Origin of the sequence: Corynebacterium sp. CNJ-954, from assembly GCF_001942345.1 — a bacterium.
In the GTDB taxonomy this organism is placed as follows: domain Bacteria; phylum Actinomycetota; class Actinomycetes; order Mycobacteriales; family Mycobacteriaceae; genus Corynebacterium.
The window spans coordinates 77,845-99,359 of record NZ_MKKI01000011.1 but is presented as its reverse complement, the minus strand read 5'-3'; the positions used below and the strand labels follow the sequence as shown (position 1 = coordinate 99,359).

Here is a 21,515-nt window from a genome sequence, read left to right as displayed (position 1 = left end):
TATGAACGTATCTGGGTCCGAGTCGGTGTCCACGGAGGGTGCGAGGCGTATCGTGCGCCCCGGCGAGAAAGTGCCGGGGGTGCGAGAGCTGGGGGTGGTCAACCACCTGATTGCGCGTCTCGGGGCCCGGGTGCAGGGGACTGAGACGATGGGGGTCTTCTCCACGATCGGACGGGCCCGCCGCCTGTTCAAGGCGTGGCTGGTGTATTCGGCGACGATGATGCCGTTCGGCTACCTGTCACGCAAGGAGACGGAGTTGGTGATCCTCCGTGTCGCTCACCTGAAGGGGTCGGAGTATGAAGCGTCCCACCATCGGAAGCTCGGTATGTCGGTTGGGCTGACCGGTGCCCAGATTGAGGCGATGGAAGGGGAGTCGCACGGGCAGACGCGTCGTTGGGGCGTGATCCTGGATGCGGTGGACCAGATCGTGGCCGTCGGTGAGGTCGATGAGTCGACCTGGTCGGCTCTGGCCAGCTATCTGTCTGACCGGGAGCTCGTGGCTCTGGTGATTCTGGTGACGAACTATTCGGGTCTGGCGACGGCGTTGTCGGTGCTGGGAACGCCGGTTGACAGGAAGAAAGGGCAACGAGGGTAGTTTTACCTCTGGACGTTCCTGTGAATGTGGGTTACCCTGTGTTGGTCTGACCCATCGGGGGTGTGGGCGGGGGCCGCGGGGAACAGTGGCTGTCTGGATGTAGTGAAGGGGTGGGGTGGGGCCTATGGTCCACCAGGATTCTGTTGTGGGGGATGACGGTTCGCACCGGTTGTTGGTGGTGCCGTGCGCCCTGGTTGTGCTGGTGTTGGTGCTGATGGTCACCGCCTGTTCATCGGTGGGGGACGAGGCCAGCGCCGGGAGATCTTCCGGGGAGGAGCAGCCCAACGCGACTGCCGCAGCTCCACCGGTGGGAGAGGGGGTTGACGAGCCCGTGGTGACGGAGGACGGTCGGATGATCCAGCCGACCGGGCACACGGGACTCTGGTTTGAGACGGAGCCTCCTGACCCGTTGGAGAAGCTGGTCTTTGAGTCGCAACGTTTCGTCGGTCACCCGGTTGCTCTGGAACCGATCGGGGAGAGGGCGCTGCTACCGCAGTGGGAGGACATGCCTGATCCGTGCCATCCGGAAGTGATCCGGAGGATGGAGGAGCTTGGGTTTGAGGCGCTCGAAAGAGGGGAAGTGGGGCCGGGGCAAGTCCAGTGTGCAATGGTTCCAAATCCGAGTGAGCAAATGATCTCGATGGAAGTTCGAGGCGTGATATGGGGTACTCAGTATCAGATTGAAAAAGTTATACCGGACGGGCGATTGGAACAGTCAAATTATTCGCGTTATGAATACGTGGATTCTGGCGAACTCGCAGAGAGTGTGGGGTGTTTTTCAGTCAAAAGGTTGACGAAGGATGATTATAGCTTGCGGGCAACGCATAGTAATTCCGGGGGTATGGATGAATGTAAGGGATCGGAGAAAATGTTGCAGGTAATAGTGAATTCTATCGGAGGCAAAGTTGTTTAAGTTTGATGGTGGTGAGTTCGAATCGGTCATTCGAAAAATTGATTCAGCTTGGGCTGTTATAGGGTTTGGTGCGCATAATTTGGCTAGTGCGGCAACATTCACAACCTCACCCGCACTCGGTGCGGTGGCCACGCAGTACTCTGCGTATCTCGGTGCGCACCCGGGCTCTCTGACTGTTGCGACCCAGGCAGCCACCACGAACGTACAGTGGCTGCACGATTCGCTCGTGCCGTTGATCGGTGCATTGACGGAACAGGAATACCTGTCGGTGGACACATTCACCGGTATGCTCAGTTACACAGACGCACCGGACAAGGAAGTCCACTTCGGCATGCCGCCACGACCGGAAATCCCAGTGCTGGATCTCGCCTACGTGCCGCCTGTTGCGGCAATTGAAGCGGCCACTCCGCTGAAAGCACTCACCATGATGTTCGCCGGAGACGACAGTGGAATCATCGCCGCATCGGAGTCATGGGCGTCGGCCGGTCGCAGGATGCTCCAGGCGTCTGAATCACTGCAGAGTGCAGCCGCCCTGATTGCCGGTACCACCGAAGGCAGCGCGTTCTCCATGGCGGAACAGGCAATATCGACCATCGCGAACCAATGTGCAACAGTCGCCGCCAACTCCACAGCGATGGCAACCTCGATGCTGCAACTACCGCCGATCAGAGTGGCCGCCCATGCACAGCTCGTCGCGATGGAGGCTGAGAATGCGCCGAAGCTACCGCTGCAGGTGTTGCCACCGGCGGGGCAGGTGCTGCCGCTATTGCGGCAAAATCCCAGGCGCAGGTCGCAGCTTTCGTTTCCGGTTACCTGCAACCCGCGCTCGACACGGCGCGTCCTCTGGTGACGAACCTGACCGTCCCCGTGGTCAATCACACCGGCACCGGGACTCTCCACTCCGGCGGCGCCGCGACCATGGCCGCCCAGGAGACTGTCACCCAGGTAGCTGGCGGAGCCACAGCTCCCGGAGCCGGCCAGGCTGCGGCCCAGCCCAATGCTGCAACGCCACAAACAGGGCAGGTTGCCACGACTCCAGCCGGAACTTCACAGGCCGCGCAGGTCGGTCAGACTAGCCCGGGACCGGCCGGTGCCATCCAGAACGCGTCCGGTGGAGCGCAGGCAGCGTCACCGGCGTCCGCCACTGCCGGACGGTCAACTGCCAACGGTATCGCCCCCGGACCAGGTGCCGGCGGCCGGTCGACACCGACGGGCACCACGTCTCCCGGAAGCCCCCGGAATATCGCTGGTGGTGTCACACAACCCCTTTTGCCCAAGGGTGTCAGTGTCACTGCCCCTCGCTCACCCTCCACAGGTCACACCATCGGGGGCGGACCTCATGCGGGGGCGGGCGCCACCCAGAACGGAACTGGTGCCCGAGGCGCGGTCCCAGGCACGGGTGGGGCAACACCCGCCGCCGGAAACGGCAACGGCGCTCAGGGTCATCGTGCGGGCAGTGCCGGTACCGCACCTGTCGGTACAGGCGGGCAGAAAGGGACCAGAACCGGCCAGGGAAAAGGTGCTTCGACAGGTTCCCTGTTCAGTAGCGGGCAGGGGAGGCGTCAGAAAACCCGTCGGACAACCGTAGGTGGCTCCCTGCTGGACACTTACTTCCGTCGCCAGTTCCTGGGTGAGAAGAAGACAACAGTGAAGAAGGTTATCCGGTAGCAGCGGGGTTCACCCGGGCCCCGGCGGGGGCCACTGTGCAACGAGGGGCCTGGAGACCAGTGAACGGTCTCCAGGCCCCCTCTGTAGTGCGGGTAGCCACGTGCACTACAGCGATGCTCTATTCCGCGTCGACCGCGTCCTCGCCGTCGACGATCTCCAACTGGTCGCGCACCTGCTCCAGCAGCCATGCGTTCGACAGTGAGGACGGAATGTTCAACGCCGCCATGACGGCCTTGTTGTCCTCGATCACGGCACCGGACTCCACCTGCGGCAGCTGGTCGTAGCCGGAGATAGCGCGGATCTTGTCCATGCCCTCTGTGGCGTACATACCCATGAAGTTCGCCGCCAGATCCGACACACGTTCGTAGGAGATCTGGGCACGACCACCCTCGATCTTCAGCGAGCCGTCGGTGAACGACGCCGGCAGAGTCATCCCCAGTCGGGAGTAGAACTTGTTGGCGATGTTCTCCGGATCGGCGATCACGCCGAACTGTCCGCCGCGGTCCTGCACGGTCAACGCAGTCTTTCCCTCGAGTCCGGGCAGCTCATCGCGCACGGCAGCGAAGGCCTCCTCGTCGGCGTCGATGACCTCCTTCGCCTTGTCCTCCAGGCCGTAGATCTCGGCGAGCGCCTCCAGCTGAGGTTCCCAGCTGGCGTCCTCGTCCATACCGGGTAGAACGTCGGTGACCTTGGACAACTCGTCGTAGGCGTCCTCCTTGATGCGGTAGGTGTCACCGACCACAAGGTCAGGGTTGTGCGAGGCGACCTCCTCGAGCGGGAAGTCCTCGGACATCGGGATGCGCTCGACACCCTCCAACTGCGGGTTCTTCCAGTCTGCGTCGGCGTCGTCGCCACGTTCGACGATGACGTCCGGGGTGATGCCCAGAGCCAGGAGATTGTCCACCGCGGTGCCGATGGCGACAACGGTCTCCGGGTTGGTGTTGTACGTCGCCTCACCGTACATGTTCGTGATGGTGACCTCGGACTCCTCGGCACCGGCTCCGGCACTGTCGGAGGAGGTGTTGTCCTCCGAGGCGTTGTCGGAGTCGTCGGAGGAGCAGCCGGCGAGCACCAGTCCACCGGCGAGGACGGTGGCGGTCAACGTGCGGCGGACGGTTCGCGCGGGGAAGCGACGGGCAGTGTGCAGCATGAAGGGGGATCCTCTCCTGCCCGGCGAGGGGAGCGTGGGCGCCGTGTGTGGCACTCAGCCGGGCTGTTGTCTCAGTGAAACGTCTATAACCGTAGGCTACGTTTACTTGTAGCGGGCCGTACCGAACCTACTACAGGTGAAACAGCCCAGACAAGAGCCCGGCCGGGTATGTGTTACCCCCGTTCACGCACGCAGCAGCATGTCGAGGGTGGCATCCGCCCCCGAACCGTGCAGGGACCGCAGAACCGTTGCGTAGGCGGACGTGAACTCGGCGGAGTCCGCCAGGTCACCGAAGATCTCACGGTCACGCAGGAACGCCAGGACGTCCTCCCCGTTCCGGGCGGCCGTGGTGGTGATCCGGCCAGCCATGCGGTCGATGACGGTGATTGGCTCACCGTTCTCGTCGAAGCCCTCGGCGTAGCGGGCCCACGAGGCGACGATGGCGGCGGACAGGCGGACCGGCCGTCCGGCAGCAAGGTTCTCCCGGACGACGGGGAGCAGCCACTTGGGGATCCGGTCCGAGCTTTCCGCACACAGCCTGGGCACGGTGTCCTTCACTGCGGCGTTGCCGAAGCGGCGGATGAGCGTCCGGCGGTAGGCGTCCAGGTCAACCCCGGGCAATGGCTTCAGGGTCGGTGTCGCTTCGTCGGTCATGTAGGCCAGCAGAAACTTACCGAAGCGGGGATCGGCCATGACGTCGTGCACCATCCGGTGTCCGGCCAGATAGCCGAAGTAGCACAGGCCCTGGTGGGATGCATTGAGCAGCCGCAACTTCATCAGCTCATAAGGGACGACGTCGTCGACGAGCTGGACCCCGGCGTCCTCGTAGCGGGGACGCCCCGCGGTGAAGTTGTCTTCCAACACCCACTGGGTGAAGTCCTCGGAGACCACCGGCCAAGCGTCGGTGTAGCCCCGGGCAGCGACGTCGGAGCGGTCGGCCTCGGTGGTTTCGGGGGTGATCCGGTCGACCATGGAGTTGGGGAAGGCGACTGCGTCGTCGACCCAACGTCCGAGCCCGGCGTCGACGGAGCGGGCAAATGCCACGAACGTGGCGCGGGCGACGTCCCCGTTTCCCTGGATGTTGTCGCAGCTCATGATCGTGAACGGTGCGTTCCCGGCACGCCGTCGCTCGGCCAGCGCGGCGGTGACCAGGCCGAAGAACGTGCGGAGGCTGGCGTAGTCACCTGCCCGCAGTGCGGCACGGTCGTGCGCGATGTGCTCGGAATCCTCGACGAAGGAACCGGTGACGTGGTCGATGTTGTAGCCGCCTTCGGTGACGGTCAGGCTGACGATGCGTATCTGTGGGTCGGTGAGCATCGCGACTGCGGCGGCGGGGTCGTCGGGGGCGAAGACGTAGTCGATGATGCTCCCGATGATGCGGGCGTCCTCGGTGTCGTCCGGCGCTTTCGTCGTGAGGGTGTAGAGGTGGTCCTGGCCGGCGAGTGCGTCGCGCATGCGAACGTCGGACGGCATCACGCCGAGGCCGATGATGCCCCAGTCCATCGCCCGGCCCTGGTTCATCAGGCGGTCGAGGTACATTGCCTGGTGGGCGCGATGGAAGCCGCCGACGCCGATGTGCACGATCCCGGGGGACACCTGTGAGCGGTCGTAGGACGGGACGGCGGTACGGCCCCCGGTGATGTTTGCGAGCTCGGGGAGGAGGGAGGTGGTCAGGGGGTGGGACATGGTGGCGGGGCTCCTTGGGCAGTGTGGGGGGGGGTCAGTTATTCTCGGCCGCGGCGGCGGCCTGTTCGGCGAGGGGTTCGGGGACGTTGTCAGGCACGCCGTCGAACCCCGGTTGGTTTCCACGCAGGGTCAACGAGAGGTAGGCGGCGACGAGGTACAGCGCGATCATGATCAACGTCAGCCCGGTCGCGCCGACCAGGGGCAGGAAAACCGCGACCAGCAGGGGGCCGACGGCAACCGCGGCACCGACACCGAGGTTGTAGGTGGACATCGCAGCCCCCGGGTGCTCCGGGTCGATGGCCACGGCGATCGCGGAGAGGGGGACGTAACCGGCCAGCGAGACTCCGAACAGTGCACCGAAGAAGAGCGTGACCCCGTAGACCACCGGGTCGGAGACATTCAGGGAGCGCCCGATCAGCGGGGTGAAGTACACCGCAGCGAGGGTGACGGCACAGGCGACCGCCCCTGCCCAGAACATGGTGGTGGCCCAGCCGAGGCGGTCGCCGATGCGTCCGTAGAGTGGGTTGAACGGCAGGTTGACCGCGTAGATCACGGTGGTGAGGATGAGGAACCATCCGAGTTTCCAGCCGAGCTCGTCGGTGAAGTACGCGGGGAAGTAGACGGCCATGGCGTAGGTCGGTACAGAGTTGATGGTGCGGATGTAGGTCACCCGTCGTGCCCTCTTGTCGGTGGCCAGCAACTTGAACCCGCGGGAGAGTGTGGCGCTGACCTCTTCGGGGTTGTCGACCAGGGGGCGGCGCCCGACAGGCTCACGGATGCCGGTGAGCGCGATGCCGGCACCGATGACAACCAGCGAGAGGGAGAGCCAGAGTGTCTGGTAGAAGTCCAGGTTCAGCAGGGACAGCGATACCGTGGCCGTCAGTGCGCCGAGGGTGGGTAGTCCGGCGGAGAAGCCGACGTAGAACCATCCCACGCCGGTGGCCCGGTCTTCGGCAGGGGCCACGGCGGTGATCCACACGAGGAAGCCGTAGGCGAACAGCGGGTAGCCGAAGCCGCGGAGTCCGTAGGTGATGAAGATCAGCCACGGGTTCGAGGTGGTCAGTGCAAGGCAGAGAAACGCCAGTTCCAGGGTGACCCACACCCCCACGCCGAGCATCATCACCCGGCGCGGTCCCCACAGGTCGGAGAGTGCGGCGGCGAAGAAGGCGGCGACGGCGACGGCGATGCCGTAGACGGTGACCAGTGTGCCGACCCGGGAGGTGGAGAACCCGTGGTCGTCGCGCAGGAAAGGCTCGAGGATGTTGGTCTCCACGCCGTCGCCGATCATGAAGATGGTGAGTCCGATGAAGCCCCAGATCAGGGCGCGTGGGACGCCGAGCCGGTCGAGGAGCCCGGCGGTCCTGGGTTGGGTGGTGAGGGTAGTCATCTGTGCTCCTGGTGTGGGGGAGGCAGGGGATGTGGGTCACATGTCATGAGCCACTGCGGTCAACCTACCGTCATGATGTTAGAAAGTCACGACTTACAACAGAACGATGTTTAAAACGGGGGCTACCTCACAATGTGGCCGTGCTATCGTGGCCGTTATGCCACAGCCAACACCTGCGCCGGGTGCGGAGAAACGTCCCGACAAGCGCCGTGAGAACATCGTGGCCTACGTCACCCGCCACGGCACGGCCCGGGTCGAGGAACTCGCCCGCCATTTCGACGTCAGCCAGATGACCGTGCACCGCGACCTCGACAGTCTTGCCGCCGACCATCTGCTGGAGCGTGTCCGTGGTGGGGCACGCTCGGTCACCCCGTCGATGAGTGAACTCGGCGTCGGTCAGCGGCGGCAGTTGCACCGGGACGTCAAGAGCAGGCTGTGCACTCTCGCCGCAGAGCTCATCGAGGACGGTTCGGTTGTCGCCATCGACGACTCCACCACGCTCGAACCACTGGTCACCCTGCTACCGGAACGCAATCCGTCAGCACTGATCACGCATTCACTGGCGGCGATGAGTCTGCACCGACAACGCACCGGCGCCGCGAATATCCGGCTGATCGGGTGCGGCGGCCAGTACATCCCCGAGACCGACTCTTTCCTCGGGGCGATGACCTCCGAACAGCTGCGCCGGTTGTCGGCGGACGTGACCTTCGTGTCGACGACCTCGCTCCGTCCGGTGCCGGGTACCGCCGGGGGAACGTCAGGTATGGCGTTGTTCCACCCTGACACCGAGGCGGCCGAGACCAAACGTGCGTTACTGGACATCGCCCCGGTCAGGGTTCTCGTCGTCGACTCGACGAAGTTCGGTGCCCCCGGAGTCTTCAAGGTCGCCGATGTGGAGGAGTTCGACCACGTCATCGTCGACAGCGATGTCAGCGATGCCGACCGGACGCTGCTGGAGAGCGCCGGGGCGGCTCTCCACGTGCTCGCATCAACCGAAGGAGACAACTGAGATGGCTCTGGTTCTGGGGATCGACAGTTCCACACAGTCCTGCAAAGCCCTGCTGGTGGACGCGGACACCGGGGAGGTCGTCGACGAGGGGCGCGCCAGTCACCCGGACGGTACCGAAGTCGACCCACGGGCCTGGGTGGAGGCCATGGCTGAGGCGACCGAGGGACTGCTCGACCGGGCTGACGCCGTCTCCGTGGCGGGACAACAGCACGGCATGGTGGCGCTCGACACCGACGGTGACGTCGTCCGTGACGCCCTGCTGTGGAACGACACCCGCTCGGCGCGCGCCGCAGAGGACCTCATCGCCGAGATCGGCGGGGAGCGCGCCTGCGTGAACCTCACCGGCAGCCGGTACGTCGCCTCCATCACCGCGACGAAACTGCGCTGGATGCGCGACCATGAACCGCACAATGCCGCCAGCACCGCCAGCGTGCTCCTCCCGCACGACTACCTGACGTGGTACCTCTCCGGTTACGCGGAGAAGATCACCGACCACGGGGAGGCCTCGGGCACCGGGTACTACAGCACCCGGGAGCGACGGTGGCTCCCCGAACTCGCCGAACGCGCGCTCGGCCACCCGGTCGAGCTGCCGCGGCTGGCCGGCCCCAATGAGAGGGTTGGGACGGTGGCCGCCTCAGCCAACCGCGCCGCTGCTGCCCGCGGCACGATCATCGCGCCGGGCACGGGGGACAACCAGGGCGCCGCGCTCGGCCTCGCTCTGCAGCCCGGGGACGTCTGCGTGTCGATCGGCACCTCCGGTGTGGCCTCGGCGGTCGTCCCGGACAGCGTGCACGATTCGGCAGGCATGGTCACCGGATTCGCCGATGCTTCGGGACGCTACCTGCCACTGGTGGCCACACTGAACGCCGCCCGGGTTCTGGACATGGGACGCCGCCTGCTGGGCGTGGACTGGGAGGAGTTTGAGCGGCTGGCCCTGGCGTCCACCCCGGGTGCCGGTGGACTGGTGCTGCAGCCGTACCTCGACGGGGAACGCACCCCGAACCGTCCGGATGCGACAGGCATCCTGCAGGGCATCACGACCGCGACCACCAGGGAAGATTTCGCCCGCGCCACGGTGGAGGGACTGCTGTGCTCGATGAAGGACGCGGTGGAGGCACTGGTCGGAGCGACCGGGGTGGAGGCTACCCGTGTCTTGTTGATCGGTGGCGGCGCCCGGTCCGCGGCAGTCCGCGCCGTGGCACCGTCCATCTTCGGTGTCGACGTCCTGGTCCCGGCCCCTGCCGAGTACGTCGCTCTCGGTGCGGCCCGTCAGGCAGCGTGGGCGCTGTCCGGGGACCGCCGACCACCGGAGTGGTCGATTGCGGGGACGTCCCCGGCTTCAGCCCCCTTCAACGGCCGGACGGTGCGCTCGTACGCCCACCTGCGCACCGCGACGAAGGACTGGAACTGGGGCCTGGCATAGGGCAGTCGTGCGTGGGGACTGGGGTGCACCATCCGTCGCTCCGGTCTGCGGCCCGATAGGTCCTGCGACATCTGAGTCACCCGTCAGACCAGAAAATGGCAGTGTCGTGACCTGGCGGGTGACTCAGATGACATGTCAGGGCGGGGACGCAGGCAGCCGTAGTCGGCTCTACCTCCCTGAGAATAGTTCCCAGATCACGCCGGGACTGTCGTAGCGGGCGCCACCGGTGTTGCCCCGGCGTCCGGTCGCGGTGGGGGAACAATGGCCGCTGTGATGCCCCGCGATGAGCTGGACAGGAGAGTCACCGTCCCAGGCGGTGGTTTCGGCGTTCCCCGAGACGATGCCTGTGACCAGGTCGGGAGCTTCGTAGGCCAACCGTTGCACCATGTGCCAACCACTGTCGGTGGTGCACACACTCCAGGTGCGTTCGAGGCCGTCGACTGCGTTGGAGGGGCGTGTGGAGGAGCCGGGGCATGGGGACATTGGGGGCACGGTGACGGTGACGATATCCTGCCCGGTGAATCGTCTCCATCATCTAGGTACCGAAGAAGACGACCCGGTTGCCGTCCGGGTCGGACAGCGGGAGGATCCGTGCGCCGCCACCGGGTTGCGGACCATCGTGGTCGATTCCCAACCTGGTCATCCGTGCCGCTACAACGTCGATGTCGGTGTCTCCGAGCACCACGCTCGACGCTCCGGCCCGATCTGGTTCCGACCAGACCTGGAGACCGGCGCTGTCACCGATGTGCCATTCGATCAGCCCGGGCATCGGCTCGGCATCCGGGGTCCGCTCGAAGAGTCCGCCGTACCAGTCCCGTGCCCGGGCGAGGTCGGAGACGGTGCAGTGGGCAAGTACACGGGTGATCATGGTGGATTCCTGTCCTGGCGACGGCGGTGTTGGGCACTCTGTCTTTCCACGATACGACAGGGGGTGGGTGCTGTCACCGGTCTCGACGGTCGCCCCCCGCACCGGTCATCCCGCCGGACGGTAGGCCACCTGCGCCACGGCGAGATCCTGCCAGCCCATGCCCACCGTCTTGAAGAAACTCGGCCCGGCAGCATCGTCCGCTCCGTGGTTCACCAGGTCGCTGAGGGTGTGCAGCGCATCGACGCCGACTGTCCCGTTGTCGACCGCGATGCGTACGTCACCGGCCTCACGCAGGGCGGTGTCGACGTCCTCGACGTAGACCGTCGACCGTGCCAGCAGGGCATCGTCGGTTTCCCGCGCGTCGGGTTCGTGCGACCCCATCGCCACCACCAGTGCGTCGTCACTGACCAGGGCGCCGTCGAACAACGGTTCACGGGCACTGGTGCAGCAGAGCACCAGGTCGGCTGCGGGGATGTCCTGTGTCGCATCCGTGCCAGCCCGGGCGGTGACACCGTCGGCGCTGAGGCGGTCCACGAGCTCCGTGACCTTTTCCCCGCGACGTCCGAACACCGTGACCGAAGCGAGGTTCCGCACCGCCGCGGTGGCATGGACGTGGCGGTAGGCCTGCGGCCCGGTGCCGAAGAGAACCACATCCAGCGGCTTGTCAGCCGCCAGGTGCCGGACGCCCAGGGCAGACAGGGCAGGGGTGCGGATCTCGGTGAGCGAGCTGCCTTCCATGACCGCGGTCGGCTCCAGAGTCTCACCGTCGAAGAGGAGGTAGAGGCCCTGGATCTTCGGGAGCCCGGCGGCCGGGTTCGCCGGTGCGACAGAGGCGACCTTCACCCCGGCGGACCCGTTGATCTCGGCAGGCATGAGCAGGAAACTGCCGTGGTCGAGAGGAACACTGCTGCGGGGTTGGGCGGCCGCCGTGTCGAAACCGTCGCGGAGAGTCTGCTCGATCGCATCGACGGCCGCGGCCATCGGCACCCGTTCGCGGACGGTGTCGGCGGAGATGAAGGGGATAGACATGGTGGTCCTTCCTGATGGGTCAGTGGGGGACAGGTTACCTAACCGGACAATCCCGTCCAGGTGGTGAAGTCCGGCAGCGACACCTCGTCCGGCGGTGTGGTCGTGATGAGCGCCAGGAACTCTTCGGCGGCGGGGGAGAGTCTGCGCGTGGTGTCCACCAGGACCCCGATTCTTCGGGTGACCGGCTCCCCCCGGAACGGGCGGAGGGCGACGCCCGGCACGCGGGTCATCGGGATCACGAAACCGGGGACCGCGGAGATCCCCAGGTTCGCCGCACACAGCCCCGTGACCGCGGAGATCGTCCCGGCGGTCACTGTCTGGGACGGGTGGATGCCCCGCGCCGCCAGTTCGCGGTCGGTGATGCGTCGGACCGAGCTGGCCTCGGTGAAGGAGACGAAGGAGCGTCCCGCCAGATCGTCCCAGTCGATGCCGGGCTTCTGGGCCAGGGCGTGCGTGGCGGGCAGGATGCAGGCGAAGCGCTCCTCGGCGATGGGGGAGAAGTGGAAGTGCTCCGGAAGGCCTCCGATGAGTTCCGGGTCCTCGGCGGTGATGGCGAGGTCCACGGAGCCGTAGCGGCATTCCTCGATGATATTGGCCGCCATGAGGTCCTGGAGGTTGATGCTGACGTTGGGGAACGCGCGTCGGAACCGGTCGATGAACGGGGGCAGGAGTGTCGCCGCCAGTGACGGCAGCGTGGCAAGACGCAGACGGCCGTTGGGACCGTTGATGTAACTGGCGACGTTGTTTATCTCGCGGTCATAGGTCTGCAGGATCACCCGCGCAGCACGCAGGAACTCGGTGCCGGCGTCGGTGAGGGCGAAGCTGCGTGTGGTCCTCTCGAACAGTCGGGTTCCGGCAGCCTTCTCCACCTGCGAGACGATCCTGCTCAGGGAAGACTGGGACTGGCTCAACCGTTCGGCGGCGGGGGTGAAACCTCCCTGGTCGGCGACACACGCGATGACCCGCATCTGGTCGACTGTGATGTCAGTTATCCGCATACCGCAAGAATCTATGCAATATTGTTGTTTGACGCAACTAAATGGGATTGTTCATACTGAGGACGTCCACGCGACCCAGGTCACAGGCAGTCACCGGCCGTCAAAGACTGCCACAGGCTGATACAGACCACGGGGTCGCCATTACGTCGATAGGAGAGCCACGTGCTTGCTCTGTTCGGATTCCTCACGGTGGGGATCTTCCTGGCGCTGACCCTGTTCACCCGGACCTCGGTCCTGGTGGGTCTGGTGCTCGTGCCGATCATCTTCGCGGTCCTCGCCGGACAGGGAGGCGACCTCGGAGAGTTCATCGGCGACGGTCTGCTGCAGGTCGCACCCATCGCGGTGATGATGACCTTCGCCATCCTGTTCTTCGCCGTCATGATGGAGGCAGGTCTGTTCGACCCGCTGATCCGACGGATGGTCAGCTGGGCCAAAGGTGACCCGGTGAAGATCGCCATCGGCACGGCGGTCGTGACGATGTGTGTCCACCTCGACGGCGACGGCGCGGCGACGTTCCTGATCACCCTCTCGGCCTTCCTGCCGATCTACCGGCGCATCGGTATGCGACCGCTGGCACTCACCGCCATCGTCGCTCTCGGTGCCGGCCTGATGAACATCCTGCCCTGGGGCGGTCCCACACTGCGCGCCATGGCCGCGCTGGACATGACCGCGGGTGAGGTCTTCACCCCGATGATCATCCCCATGATCGCCGGCGGGGTATGGGTCCTGTTCGCCAGCTACCTCATCGGGCGCATGGAGCGCAAGCGTCTCGGGACGATCTCCCTGGACACCCCGGCACCGGTGGCCGTGGGCTCCGGAGGCGACGAGCTCCCCGCGCAAGACGGGACCGTCGATACTCCCGCGGAGGAGGATCACGCTGATCACGCCGACCATGCCCGCCGCGACCACGGGGTCCCCAAGTGGCGGATGGCGGTCAACCTGATCCTCACCCTCATCCTGGTCGTCGTGTTGTTCACCCACGCGGTCCCGATGGAGGTCTGCTTCATCGTGGCGTTCACCATCGCCGCCTGCGTGAACATCCCGAAGTGGAAGGACCAGCAACAGCTGTTCCGTGAGCACGGAGCCAACGTGGTCCTGGTGACCTCCATGGTCTTCGCCGCCGGCGTGTTCACCGGCATCCTCGGCAACACCGGAATGATCGAGAACATGGCCCAGAGCCTGGCAGACGTCATCCCCGAGAGCTTCGGCGGATTCCTGCCCGTCCTCGTCTCGGTCGTGTCAATGCCGCTGAGCCTGGTGTTCACCCCGGACGCATTCTACTTCGGCGTGCTGCCGGTCTTCGCCCACACCGCCGACGTCATGGGCGTCGACCCGGCGATGATCGCCCGCGGTGCCATCGCCGGGCAGATGACCACCGGCTTCCCACTCAGTCCGCTGACCGCCTCCACGTTCATCCTGATCGGCATGGCGAAGGTGGAACTGGGCAAGCACCAGCGCTTCACATTCCTCTGGGCATGGGGAACCACCCTGGTGATCACCGTGACCGCGATCATCACCGGCGCCCTGACGTTCTAGCTTTCTAGGAGATATCTTCGATGCCAACCATCAGAATCGGATCCGGCGCAGGATTCGCCGGTGACCGCCTCGACCCGGCCGTGAAACTCGCGAAGGACGGGAACCTCGACTACCTCGTGTTCGAGTGCCTCGGGGAACGCACCGTCGCCGCCGGGCAGCTCCGCCGGCTCAGCAATCCGGCCACCGGCTATGACCCGCTGCTGGAGACCCGGATGCGCGCCGTCCTGCCGCACACCGTGGCACAGGGAACGACCGTGGTCACGAACTCAGGCGCCGCGCACCCCGAGGCCGCCGCCCGACTGATCGCCCGTGTGGCCGCCGAGGTGGTGCCGGACCGGCCGGTCACCGTGGCCTACCTGACCGGCGACAGCGTGCTGTCCGAGATCCGCTCGGAGGACCCGGACGTCTGGGAGACCGGCCGGCCGCTGTCGTCCGACGACGCCGGACTGGTCTCCGCGCACGCCTACCTCGGCGTCGAGCACGTCCTCCCGGCCTTCGGGGCAGGTGCGGACGTCATCGTCACCGGACGGCTCGCCGACCCCTCCCTGTTCCTGGCACCCATGGTCCACGAATTCGGCTGGGACCTCGACGACTGGGGACACCTGGGTGCCGGGACGTTCATCGGCCACCTGCTGGAATGCGCCGGGCAGGTCACCGGCGGCTACTTCGCCGACCCGGTGACCAAGCCCGTGCCCGGCATGGCGGACCTCGGGTTCCCCTTCGCCGACATCAACGACGACGGCACTGCGGTGCTCGGCAAACTCGCCGACACCGGCGGCATGCTCACCCGGCAGACGGTGCGTGAACAGATGCTCTACGAAGTCGCCGACCCGTCGGCCTACCTCACCCCGGACGTGACTGCCGACTTCTCCGGCGTCCACCTCGAGGAGGTGGGAACCGACGCCGTGCGGGTCAGCGGGGCGACCGGACGTCCCCGCACCGGGACCCTGAAAGTCACCCTGGGGTTCCGGGGCGGCTGGCTCGGTGAAGGGCAGATCACCTACGCCGGACCCCGCGCCCGCCAGCGGGCGGAAATGGCCTGGGACATCGTCCGGCACCGGCTGGAGCACGTCCACGGCATCGACCCGACAACCGTCAGCGTGGAGTTCATCGGCGACGGCGCCGCCTTCCGCGGCATGATGCCGTCGACGGACCGTCCCGACCCACCGGAGGTCCGCCTGCGCGTGGCCGCACGCGTCGACACCGACACTCAGGCCCGCGCGATCGGCTGGGAGGTCGAGGCGCTCTACTGTGCCGGACCCGCCGCCGGTGGGGGAGCACGCACCGCGAGCAGTGAAGTCCTCGCCATCCGATCGGCACTGCTGCCCCGCGAACGTATCGCCGCCCGAGTCACCACCGTGAAAGGAGACCGCTGATGAACACGCTCGACGACTACGCCGACGCGCGCACCGGCGACAAGGGTGACACCCTCATCGTCGCCGTCCTGCCCCGCACCCCTCACAACTACCGGCAGCTGCGCGCACACCTCACCGAAGACGCTGTGGGAGAGCACTTCTGCTGCGATGTCCGGGACGTCACCGTCCGGGACGTGGCCACCGTCGAATCCTTCGTCTGCGAGCTGCGCGGCGTGCTCGGCGGCGGCGTCACCGGCTCCCCGGTGCTCGACGGGCACGGGAAGACACTCAGCTACCACATGCTCACCCTCCCGATCCGTGAGCACGACGACCGAGAAGGAGAACAACGATGACCGACTCGCCTCACTCCACGCACTCCACCCGCCCCACCAGCCTCACAGCGAAAGTCGTCGCGACACCGCAGAAGGCCGTCCGCGACATCGCCGACGGCGCCCGGCTCGCCGTCGGCGGCTTCGGACTCAACGGCATCCCCGACAACCTCATCGCCGCCCTCGTCGACACCGGCGTCGGCGACCTGGAGATCTACTCCAACAACTGCGGCGTCGACGACTGGGGTCTGGGCCTGCTGCTCAACAACCGCCAGGTCCGCCGTGTCGTCGCATCGTACGTGGGGGAGAACAGGGAGTTCGCCCGCCAGTACCTCGCCGGGGAACTCGAGGTTGAACTGACCCCGCAGGGCACTCTGGCAGAGAAGCTACGTGCCGCTGGTATCGGCGTCCCGGCCTTCTACACCCCCGCCGGGGTGGGCACACCCATCGCCGACGGCGGACTGCCGTGGAGGTACCGGGAGGACGGCTCGGTCGCCGTCGCCTCCCCGCCCAAGGAGGTCCGCGAGTTCGGCGGACGCCGGTACGTCCTGGAAGAGGCACTGCCCGCGGACGTCGCCCTGATCCACGCCGAGATCGGCGACACCGAAGGCAACCTGGTGTTCGCGAAATCCGCGATGAACTTCAACCCCCTGTGCGCCATGGCGGGAACGGTCACCATCGCCGAGGTGGAGCGACTCGTGGAACCCGGCGAGATCGATCCGGCGCAGGTCCACCTGCCCGGCATCTTCGTGCAACGCATCGTGGAGACCGGTCCGCAGGAAAAAAGGATCGAGAAGCGGACCGTGCGGGACGACAACCACGAGAGCGAGCAGAAGCGATGAGCTGGACGAAAGAACAGATGGCGGCACGCGCCGCGCAGGAACTCGAGAACGGGCAGTACGTGAACCTCGGTATCGGCATGCCCACGCTGATCCCGAACCACCTGCCCGAGGACGTGCACGTTGTCCTGCACAGCGAGAACGGCATCCTCGGCACCGGACCGTACCCCACACCGACGGAGCTGGACCCCGATCTCATCAACGCGGGCAAGGAGACGGTGACCGTGAACCCGGGTGCGGCATTCTTCGACTCCTCCCTGTCCTTCGGCATGATCCGCGGGGGACACGTGGACGTCGCGGTGTTGGGAGGAATGGAGGTCTCCCGGCACGGGGACCTGGCCAACTGGATGGTGCCCGGCAAGATGGTCAAGGGCATGGGCGGGGCCATGGATCTGGTACACGGTGCGCGGAAGGTGATTGTGCTGATGAACCATGTGGCGAAGGACGGTTCGCCGAAGATCCTGCCCGAATGCACGCTGCCACTGACCGGACAGGGCGTGGTCGACCGCATCATCACCGACATGGCGGTCATTGACGTGGTGCGGGACGGTGGTTCTGGGCTGGGTGGACAACTCGTTCTCCGGGAAGTCGCGCCGGGAGTGACGGTGGAGGAGGTCGTGGTGGCCACGGGTGTGGAGCTGACTACCTCGGAACTATCGTAACGTCCAATTGGGACTTTCCGCTCTCGGGGTTAACACCGGAAAATACCTGCCCAGGTACTCGCGCAAGCCGGGGTCAACCACATGGATGAAGGTCCCGTGGACCCCGCGGGTCATCAGTACGTAGTAGATGTTCGTGACGAACTCCAGCAACATCTCATCGGTGGTGTCGCGACCGGCGAGCTTGTTGTTCCGCTTGCCCGTCTTGTCCCGGTAGTCCTCGCGACTGACGATCAGTCGCTCATTCTCGAGGTCGTACTGCAGATCCCGACCGAAGATCACGCCTGCGTAGTTCAGGTCGTGCCCCTGGACAGTGTGGATCGACCCGGCCTCGTCGGAGGACTTCGACGAATTGATCCAGTCGGTGACCGTCGAATTCCACCTCAGTTGCACGCCGTGGTCGAGGTGAATGTCGAACTTCTCCGGGTTCTTCTTACTCACCCAGTCCCAGGCATAGCCCGCCACCACCCTGGACAACCCGTGGGCATCATTCTTCGTCCGAATCAGGTCGACGAGAGTACGTGGATCGTCGACGAGACCGATCTGATAGGGGCCGAAGTCCGTCCGCGCCTCCGGTGGATAGGACGAGAGCACCTGCTTGACGTAGTCGATGTAGTCATTGCCGCCGATTGAACGCATCTGCGAATGCAGCACATACTCGCGCCTGTGATCAGCATCCCGGGCATCGATGAGTGCCCGCAACACCGACGTCGACAGGTCGATCGGTTTCACCGTCTGGGACGTGTCCACCAACAGGATGGTGTTGTCCGACCGCTCCCGAAGCCAGTCCAACTGGGACGCCGCCGGACGCTCACCGTGGAAGAGCCTCTCGTTGATCTCGCGGAACTCCTTGGTCAACGCGCCGATCGACTGGGCTCCGAACTGGCTGAGACGGTGGGCCTCATCCACGATCAACAGGTCATAGCGTTCAGCATCAAGGGCCACTTCGCGTGGGCTGCGGACCATCTCCGCAGACAGTCCCGGGGTTGAGGCGAAGACCCGGGTCAGTGTCTTACGCAGATCCTGCATGGGAACCACCAGTCCGATCCTCCTGTTCCGGAAGAGCGCCCGCACGTCGTCCAGGTAGAAGTCTTCGAAGAGCGACTCTCTCTTCTCGTCCGTGTCGTCGACGAAGGAACCGAGGTCTGCCAGTAGCTTCATCAGGAAGGTGGCGACGATGGTCTTTCCCGTTCCCGGGTCCCCCTGCACCACGGCGACCTGGTTTTCGTCGGGCGGTGACGCGAAGTCCTCGACCAGCCCGTCCAGGATGTCGCTGACCACCGACATCTGGTCCTCATTGAGTGACTTGAACGGCGAATACTTGAACATCTCGGAGTTCTCGATCTGCTGGATCGACTTCGAGAAGATGCCTTTCGCCCGGAGATCGTCGAAAATCTCCCGGAACCGCAGTTGGTAGTACGAGCGGTTGTAGTAGTTCTTCTCCTGCTGACCGGCATTGCTGTTCAGCGTCCTGTTCGACTCGTCTCCCGAACTGAGGTTGATCAGGAAAGACTCCAGGTCCAGGCAGGAGGACTTGTTGAAGGTGTCGTCGACAATGACCTCGGCCACGTCGAGGTGCGCTTTCGCCTCGTTCTTCAGATGGTCACCGAAACGCTTGTCCATGTTCAGCGATTCGCCGATGTAGACCTCGCCCTGGCCCTTGGACGAGGTGGCGGGCCGGTGCAGCACGTACACCACAGGCCAGTCGTGCATCGTGGTGTCAAGATGAAGGGCGCGGTGTCCGTCCTGCGAGAACGCGTACGTCCTGATCTCGTAGGAATGTGCGGTCAACGGGGAGTCCGACGGTGCGGAGGAAGACATCAGTTTGCCTCCTTACCGTGGTCGTCGTGGTCGTTGACCAGCCGCCTCAACGCGTTACGGGTCTGCCGGTCGGGGGAGTAGATCACTGTCCCCTGCATCCCGCGGGTGAGGAGCACCTTGTAGACGTGCCGGATGAGGGTGTCGAACTCGTCGTCGGTGAGGTCCTTCTTCGCCAGTCCGGGGTCGGCGTTGTGGGCCCGGACCGTGATGAAGTCGCCGTCCCTCCACACCAGGTCAGGGCCGATGATCACACCCGACCAGTCGTACTCGAAGCCCTGTGCGGTGTAGATGCACCCGATCTGTCCGAAACCACCGTCGCCAGTAGCCCACCGGAAACGAGGGGGAGCGTCACCGACCTTCCGGTCCTCGGGGTTGTTCCACGGGCGCGACCAGTCGCCGAGCTGGACATCGTTGACGAGGTCGTGGTCACCCTTCCTCGGTTTCGACCAGTGCCAGCAGAAACCGGCTGACATTCTCGCCGAGTAGCCTTCATCCAGCTTCCTCCGGAGGAACGACTCCATCTGCTCCGGTGACTCTGCCACCGTCACCGACACGTGCGGGTCCGGCGGCAGGAACGGCGGCCCGTCCTCGTCGGTGGTGCGGTGGGCGACTCCGTGCACTTCGGCGTAGTCGAGATCGCTCCGCACAGTGGTGCCCGCGGCGGCGGAAATCCTGGAACCCCGGACGTCGGATCCACCGTCGGTGTCAAGCCGTAGCAGGCTCTCCACCCAGTTCGTGTAGGCCAGGCTGCCGCCGCACCGGAACTGTTCATCCAGTTCAACGTGCATCACCTCGAGCCCCTTGTCCTCGGCGAAGCGGGAGATCTCATGGAGCGACCCCACCTCGCCAGGACGGACCACCTGTTTCTCGTCCAGGAGGAACACCGGTACGCGGGCGACGTCGATCAGTTCGTCCAGCTGTGGCCGTTTCATCGCCCTCAGGTGGGCCGGGCTGTAGCGACTGGTGGAGGTCTCGCGGATGCGGTGTGACTCGTCGGCGACCAACACATCGAGACTGTGTTTGTCCGCCTCCTGGAAACTGTTGAAGTACTTGAAGAGCTGCTGGGTTTCCTTGCTGCGGTGCCCGGCGACCTTCCGCAGGGTCTGGGTGAAGGCATTCGAGCCGGTGGCGTGGAGCACCCGCCGTCCGTCACGGGCGAGTTCGCCGAGCAAGGACAGGGCGACCACGGACTTTCCGGAGCCGGGCCCACCGGAGACGACGATGACCCGTTTGTTGTCCGACTCGTAGGCCTGCCTGACCTGGTGGAGGACCAGGCGTACAGCGTCGTGCTGCCGGTCGATCAGAACGAATTCCTCGCGCTCCCGGATCTCTGTCGCAGCGTGGGCGAGCAACTGGCGGGACGGGGCGAAGGAGGTGTTCGTCAGCTCGTCCGCCGGTGAGGAGGCGTCGGACGGCGCGATCCGTGAGGTGAGGAAGTCGCTGAATGCGCCGATGTCGGCACCGGTGAACAACCGTGTCGCCGACTCAGGAACAGTAGTCGGGTGGAGGTCATCCAACCCGTCGATGTCGGTGCGCGATGTCGCGTTGTGCAGGTAGGCGACCCCGTGGACGCGTTCGGGATGACCAGCAAGGACGGTGGCGAAGCCCGTGAGATACGACCGGTAGTCGTCGACCTGGAGGACAGGGTGTGAGCGGGGTGGGCCGAGGATGCCAGGGATCTCCACCAGTTCGGTGCTGTCCTCGAAGAGTGCGGCACGTGACCACTGCTTCAGCTCGACGACGATATAGGACGGCTGACCCGTGACAGGATGCGTCCCGGCGATAATCGCGTCCACACGCTTCGAGGTCAGCGGGAGCTGGTGCTCCAACAGAACCGGGACACAGCCGAGCCCGGCCTGATCCAGTACCGAGGCGAGTGCCGGGATGCTGGCAGCCCAGGATCGCTCCTCGGCCGGCGAAACCCGGCCGTGACCGTCGAAGTAAGCCTTGGTGGTCATGGCGTTAACGAGGGCGGTGGGACCCGCGAAGTTGTTCAGGATGTCGGAACCTGAGGTCCGGAGCAGGGGCAAGTCTTTCTCCAGGCAGCACGAAATCTCGTGCGACGTGGAGGCATGTCCCAGCGGAAGCCTGTCGGGTCGCTCTTACCCGATTCACACTACCTGCCGGTCTGCCCCTATGCGTCAGAGTCCGTGGTTGAAAGGGACTCAGCCTGGTCATCAGGGATTCGGTAACGGTATTTGCTGGCGACCAGGTCTGCATCGTCGGGCTGCCAGTTCCGGAGGATCCGCG

General features: G+C 65.3%; 19 protein-coding genes. 10 read left to right on the top strand and 9 right to left on the bottom strand.

Going from position 1 to position 21,515, the window contains the following annotated elements; all coding sequences use genetic code 11:
- Position 1 precedes the first annotated feature (1 nt).
- From BJF89_RS05085 to BJF89_RS05075, 3 genes are all read left to right on the top strand, one after another.
- Positions 2 to 595: a carboxymuconolactone decarboxylase family protein gene (locus tag BJF89_RS05085; RefSeq protein WP_075812835.1), complete on the top strand. Its 594-nt coding sequence runs from the start codon at positions 2 to 4 to the stop codon at positions 593 to 595.
- A 124-nt stretch (positions 596 to 719) separates the two neighbouring features.
- Positions 720 to 1,508, top strand: coding sequence for a hypothetical protein (locus tag BJF89_RS05080; RefSeq protein ID WP_139311887.1), 789 nt, complete (start codon positions 720 to 722; stop codon positions 1,506 to 1,508).
- Positions 1,501 to 2,358 carry a hypothetical protein gene (locus tag BJF89_RS05075; RefSeq protein WP_139311886.1) on the top strand — a complete coding sequence of 286 codons (858 nt, stop codon included), beginning with the start codon at positions 1,501 to 1,503 and terminating at the stop codon, positions 2,356 to 2,358. Before BJF89_RS05080 ends, BJF89_RS05075 begins: the two co-directional genes overlap by 8 nt.
- Before the next feature lie 936 nt (positions 2,359 to 3,294).
- On the opposite strand, the gene BJF89_RS05070 is transcribed toward BJF89_RS05075, so the two are convergent.
- The 3 genes from BJF89_RS05070 to BJF89_RS05060 form a co-directional block, all read right to left on the bottom strand.
- Positions 3,295 to 4,326 (bottom strand): ABC transporter substrate-binding protein, encoded by a 1,032-nt coding sequence (locus tag BJF89_RS05070; protein ID WP_075812829.1) that lies wholly within the window; start codon positions 4,324 to 4,326, stop codon positions 3,295 to 3,297.
- A gap of 183 nt (positions 4,327 to 4,509) precedes the next feature.
- Entirely contained in the window at positions 4,510 to 6,012 is a 1,503-nt protein-coding gene (locus tag BJF89_RS05065) for a mannitol dehydrogenase family protein (protein WP_075812827.1), read from the bottom strand.
- A 34-nt stretch (positions 6,013 to 6,046) separates the two neighbouring features.
- Positions 6,047 to 7,399 (bottom strand): RbtT/DalT/CsbX family MFS transporter, encoded by a 1,353-nt coding sequence (locus BJF89_RS05060; RefSeq protein ID WP_075812825.1) that lies wholly within the window; start codon positions 7,397 to 7,399, stop codon positions 6,047 to 6,049.
- Between the two features lie 157 nt (positions 7,400 to 7,556).
- Here BJF89_RS05060 and BJF89_RS05055 point away from each other — a divergent pair, with 157 nt between their 5' ends.
- On the top strand, positions 7,557 to 8,408 hold the full coding sequence (locus BJF89_RS05055) for a DeoR/GlpR family DNA-binding transcription regulator (protein WP_075812823.1): 852 nt from the start codon (positions 7,557 to 7,559) through the stop codon (positions 8,406 to 8,408).
- Between the two features lies 1 nt (position 8,409).
- Complete coding sequence (gene xylB / locus BJF89_RS05050) at positions 8,410 to 9,831, top strand: xylulokinase (protein ID WP_075812821.1); 1,422 nt, start codon at positions 8,410 to 8,412, stop codon at positions 9,829 to 9,831.
- 168 nt (positions 9,832 to 9,999) lie between these two features.
- Here xylB and BJF89_RS05045 read toward each other — a convergent pair whose 3' ends face one another.
- The 4 genes from BJF89_RS05045 to BJF89_RS05030 all read right to left on the bottom strand — a co-directional run bounded on the left by BJF89_RS05045 (position 10,000) and on the right by BJF89_RS05030 (position 12,726).
- Entirely contained in the window at positions 10,000 to 10,314 is a 315-nt protein-coding gene (locus BJF89_RS05045; RefSeq protein ID WP_075812819.1) for a hypothetical protein, read from the bottom strand.
- A 52-nt stretch (positions 10,315 to 10,366) separates the two neighbouring features.
- The gene (locus tag BJF89_RS05040; RefSeq protein WP_075812817.1) at positions 10,367 to 10,699 is read right to left on the bottom strand and encodes a VOC family protein; all 333 of its coding nucleotides are present in this window, start codon (positions 10,697 to 10,699) and stop codon (positions 10,367 to 10,369) included.
- A 105-nt stretch (positions 10,700 to 10,804) separates the two neighbouring features.
- Positions 10,805 to 11,728, bottom strand: a complete 924-nt coding sequence (locus BJF89_RS05035; RefSeq protein ID WP_075812815.1) for an ornithine cyclodeaminase family protein — start codon at positions 11,726 to 11,728, stop codon at positions 10,805 to 10,807.
- A gap of 38 nt (positions 11,729 to 11,766) precedes the next feature.
- Positions 11,767 to 12,726: a LysR substrate-binding domain-containing protein gene (locus tag BJF89_RS05030; protein WP_075812813.1), complete on the bottom strand. Its 960-nt coding sequence runs from the start codon at positions 12,724 to 12,726 to the stop codon at positions 11,767 to 11,769.
- Positions 12,727 to 12,888: 162 nt separating this feature from the next.
- Between BJF89_RS05030 and BJF89_RS05025 the strand changes: the two genes are divergently transcribed.
- Genes BJF89_RS05025 through BJF89_RS05005 form a run of 5 tightly spaced genes read left to right on the top strand, consistent with a single transcriptional unit; the run spans position 12,889 to position 17,447 of the window.
- On the top strand, positions 12,889 to 14,262 hold the full coding sequence (locus tag BJF89_RS05025; RefSeq protein WP_075812811.1) for a CitMHS family transporter: 1,374 nt from the start codon (positions 12,889 to 12,891) through the stop codon (positions 14,260 to 14,262).
- 20 nt (positions 14,263 to 14,282) lie between these two features.
- Positions 14,283 to 15,638 carry an acyclic terpene utilization AtuA family protein gene (locus BJF89_RS05020; RefSeq protein ID WP_075812809.1) on the top strand — a complete coding sequence of 452 codons (1,356 nt, stop codon included), beginning with the start codon at positions 14,283 to 14,285 and terminating at the stop codon, positions 15,636 to 15,638.
- Positions 15,638 to 15,970 (top strand): hypothetical protein, encoded by a 333-nt coding sequence (locus tag BJF89_RS05015; protein ID WP_075812807.1) that lies wholly within the window; start codon positions 15,638 to 15,640, stop codon positions 15,968 to 15,970. Before BJF89_RS05020 ends, BJF89_RS05015 begins: the two co-directional genes overlap by 1 nt.
- The gene (locus tag BJF89_RS05010; RefSeq protein ID WP_075812805.1) at positions 15,967 to 16,788 is read left to right on the top strand and encodes a CoA transferase subunit A; all 822 of its coding nucleotides are present in this window, start codon (positions 15,967 to 15,969) and stop codon (positions 16,786 to 16,788) included. Before BJF89_RS05015 ends, BJF89_RS05010 begins: the two co-directional genes overlap by 4 nt.
- Positions 16,785 to 17,447 carry a 3-oxoacid CoA-transferase subunit B gene (locus BJF89_RS05005; RefSeq protein ID WP_075812803.1) on the top strand — a complete coding sequence of 221 codons (663 nt, stop codon included), beginning with the start codon at positions 16,785 to 16,787 and terminating at the stop codon, positions 17,445 to 17,447. The genes BJF89_RS05010 and BJF89_RS05005 overlap by 4 nt, the downstream gene beginning before the upstream one ends.
- Here the strand turns inward: BJF89_RS05005 and BJF89_RS05000 are convergent.
- Positions 17,439 to 19,265: a DNA/RNA helicase domain-containing protein gene (locus BJF89_RS05000; protein ID WP_075812801.1), complete on the bottom strand. Its 1,827-nt coding sequence runs from the start codon at positions 19,263 to 19,265 to the stop codon at positions 17,439 to 17,441. The genes BJF89_RS05005 and BJF89_RS05000 overlap by 9 nt on opposite strands.
- Positions 19,265 to 21,223, bottom strand: coding sequence for a DUF2075 domain-containing protein (locus BJF89_RS04995; protein ID WP_075813350.1), 1,959 nt, complete (start codon positions 21,221 to 21,223; stop codon positions 19,265 to 19,267). Before BJF89_RS04995 ends, BJF89_RS05000 begins: the two co-directional genes overlap by 1 nt.
- Positions 21,224 to 21,515: the final 292 nt, after the last annotated feature.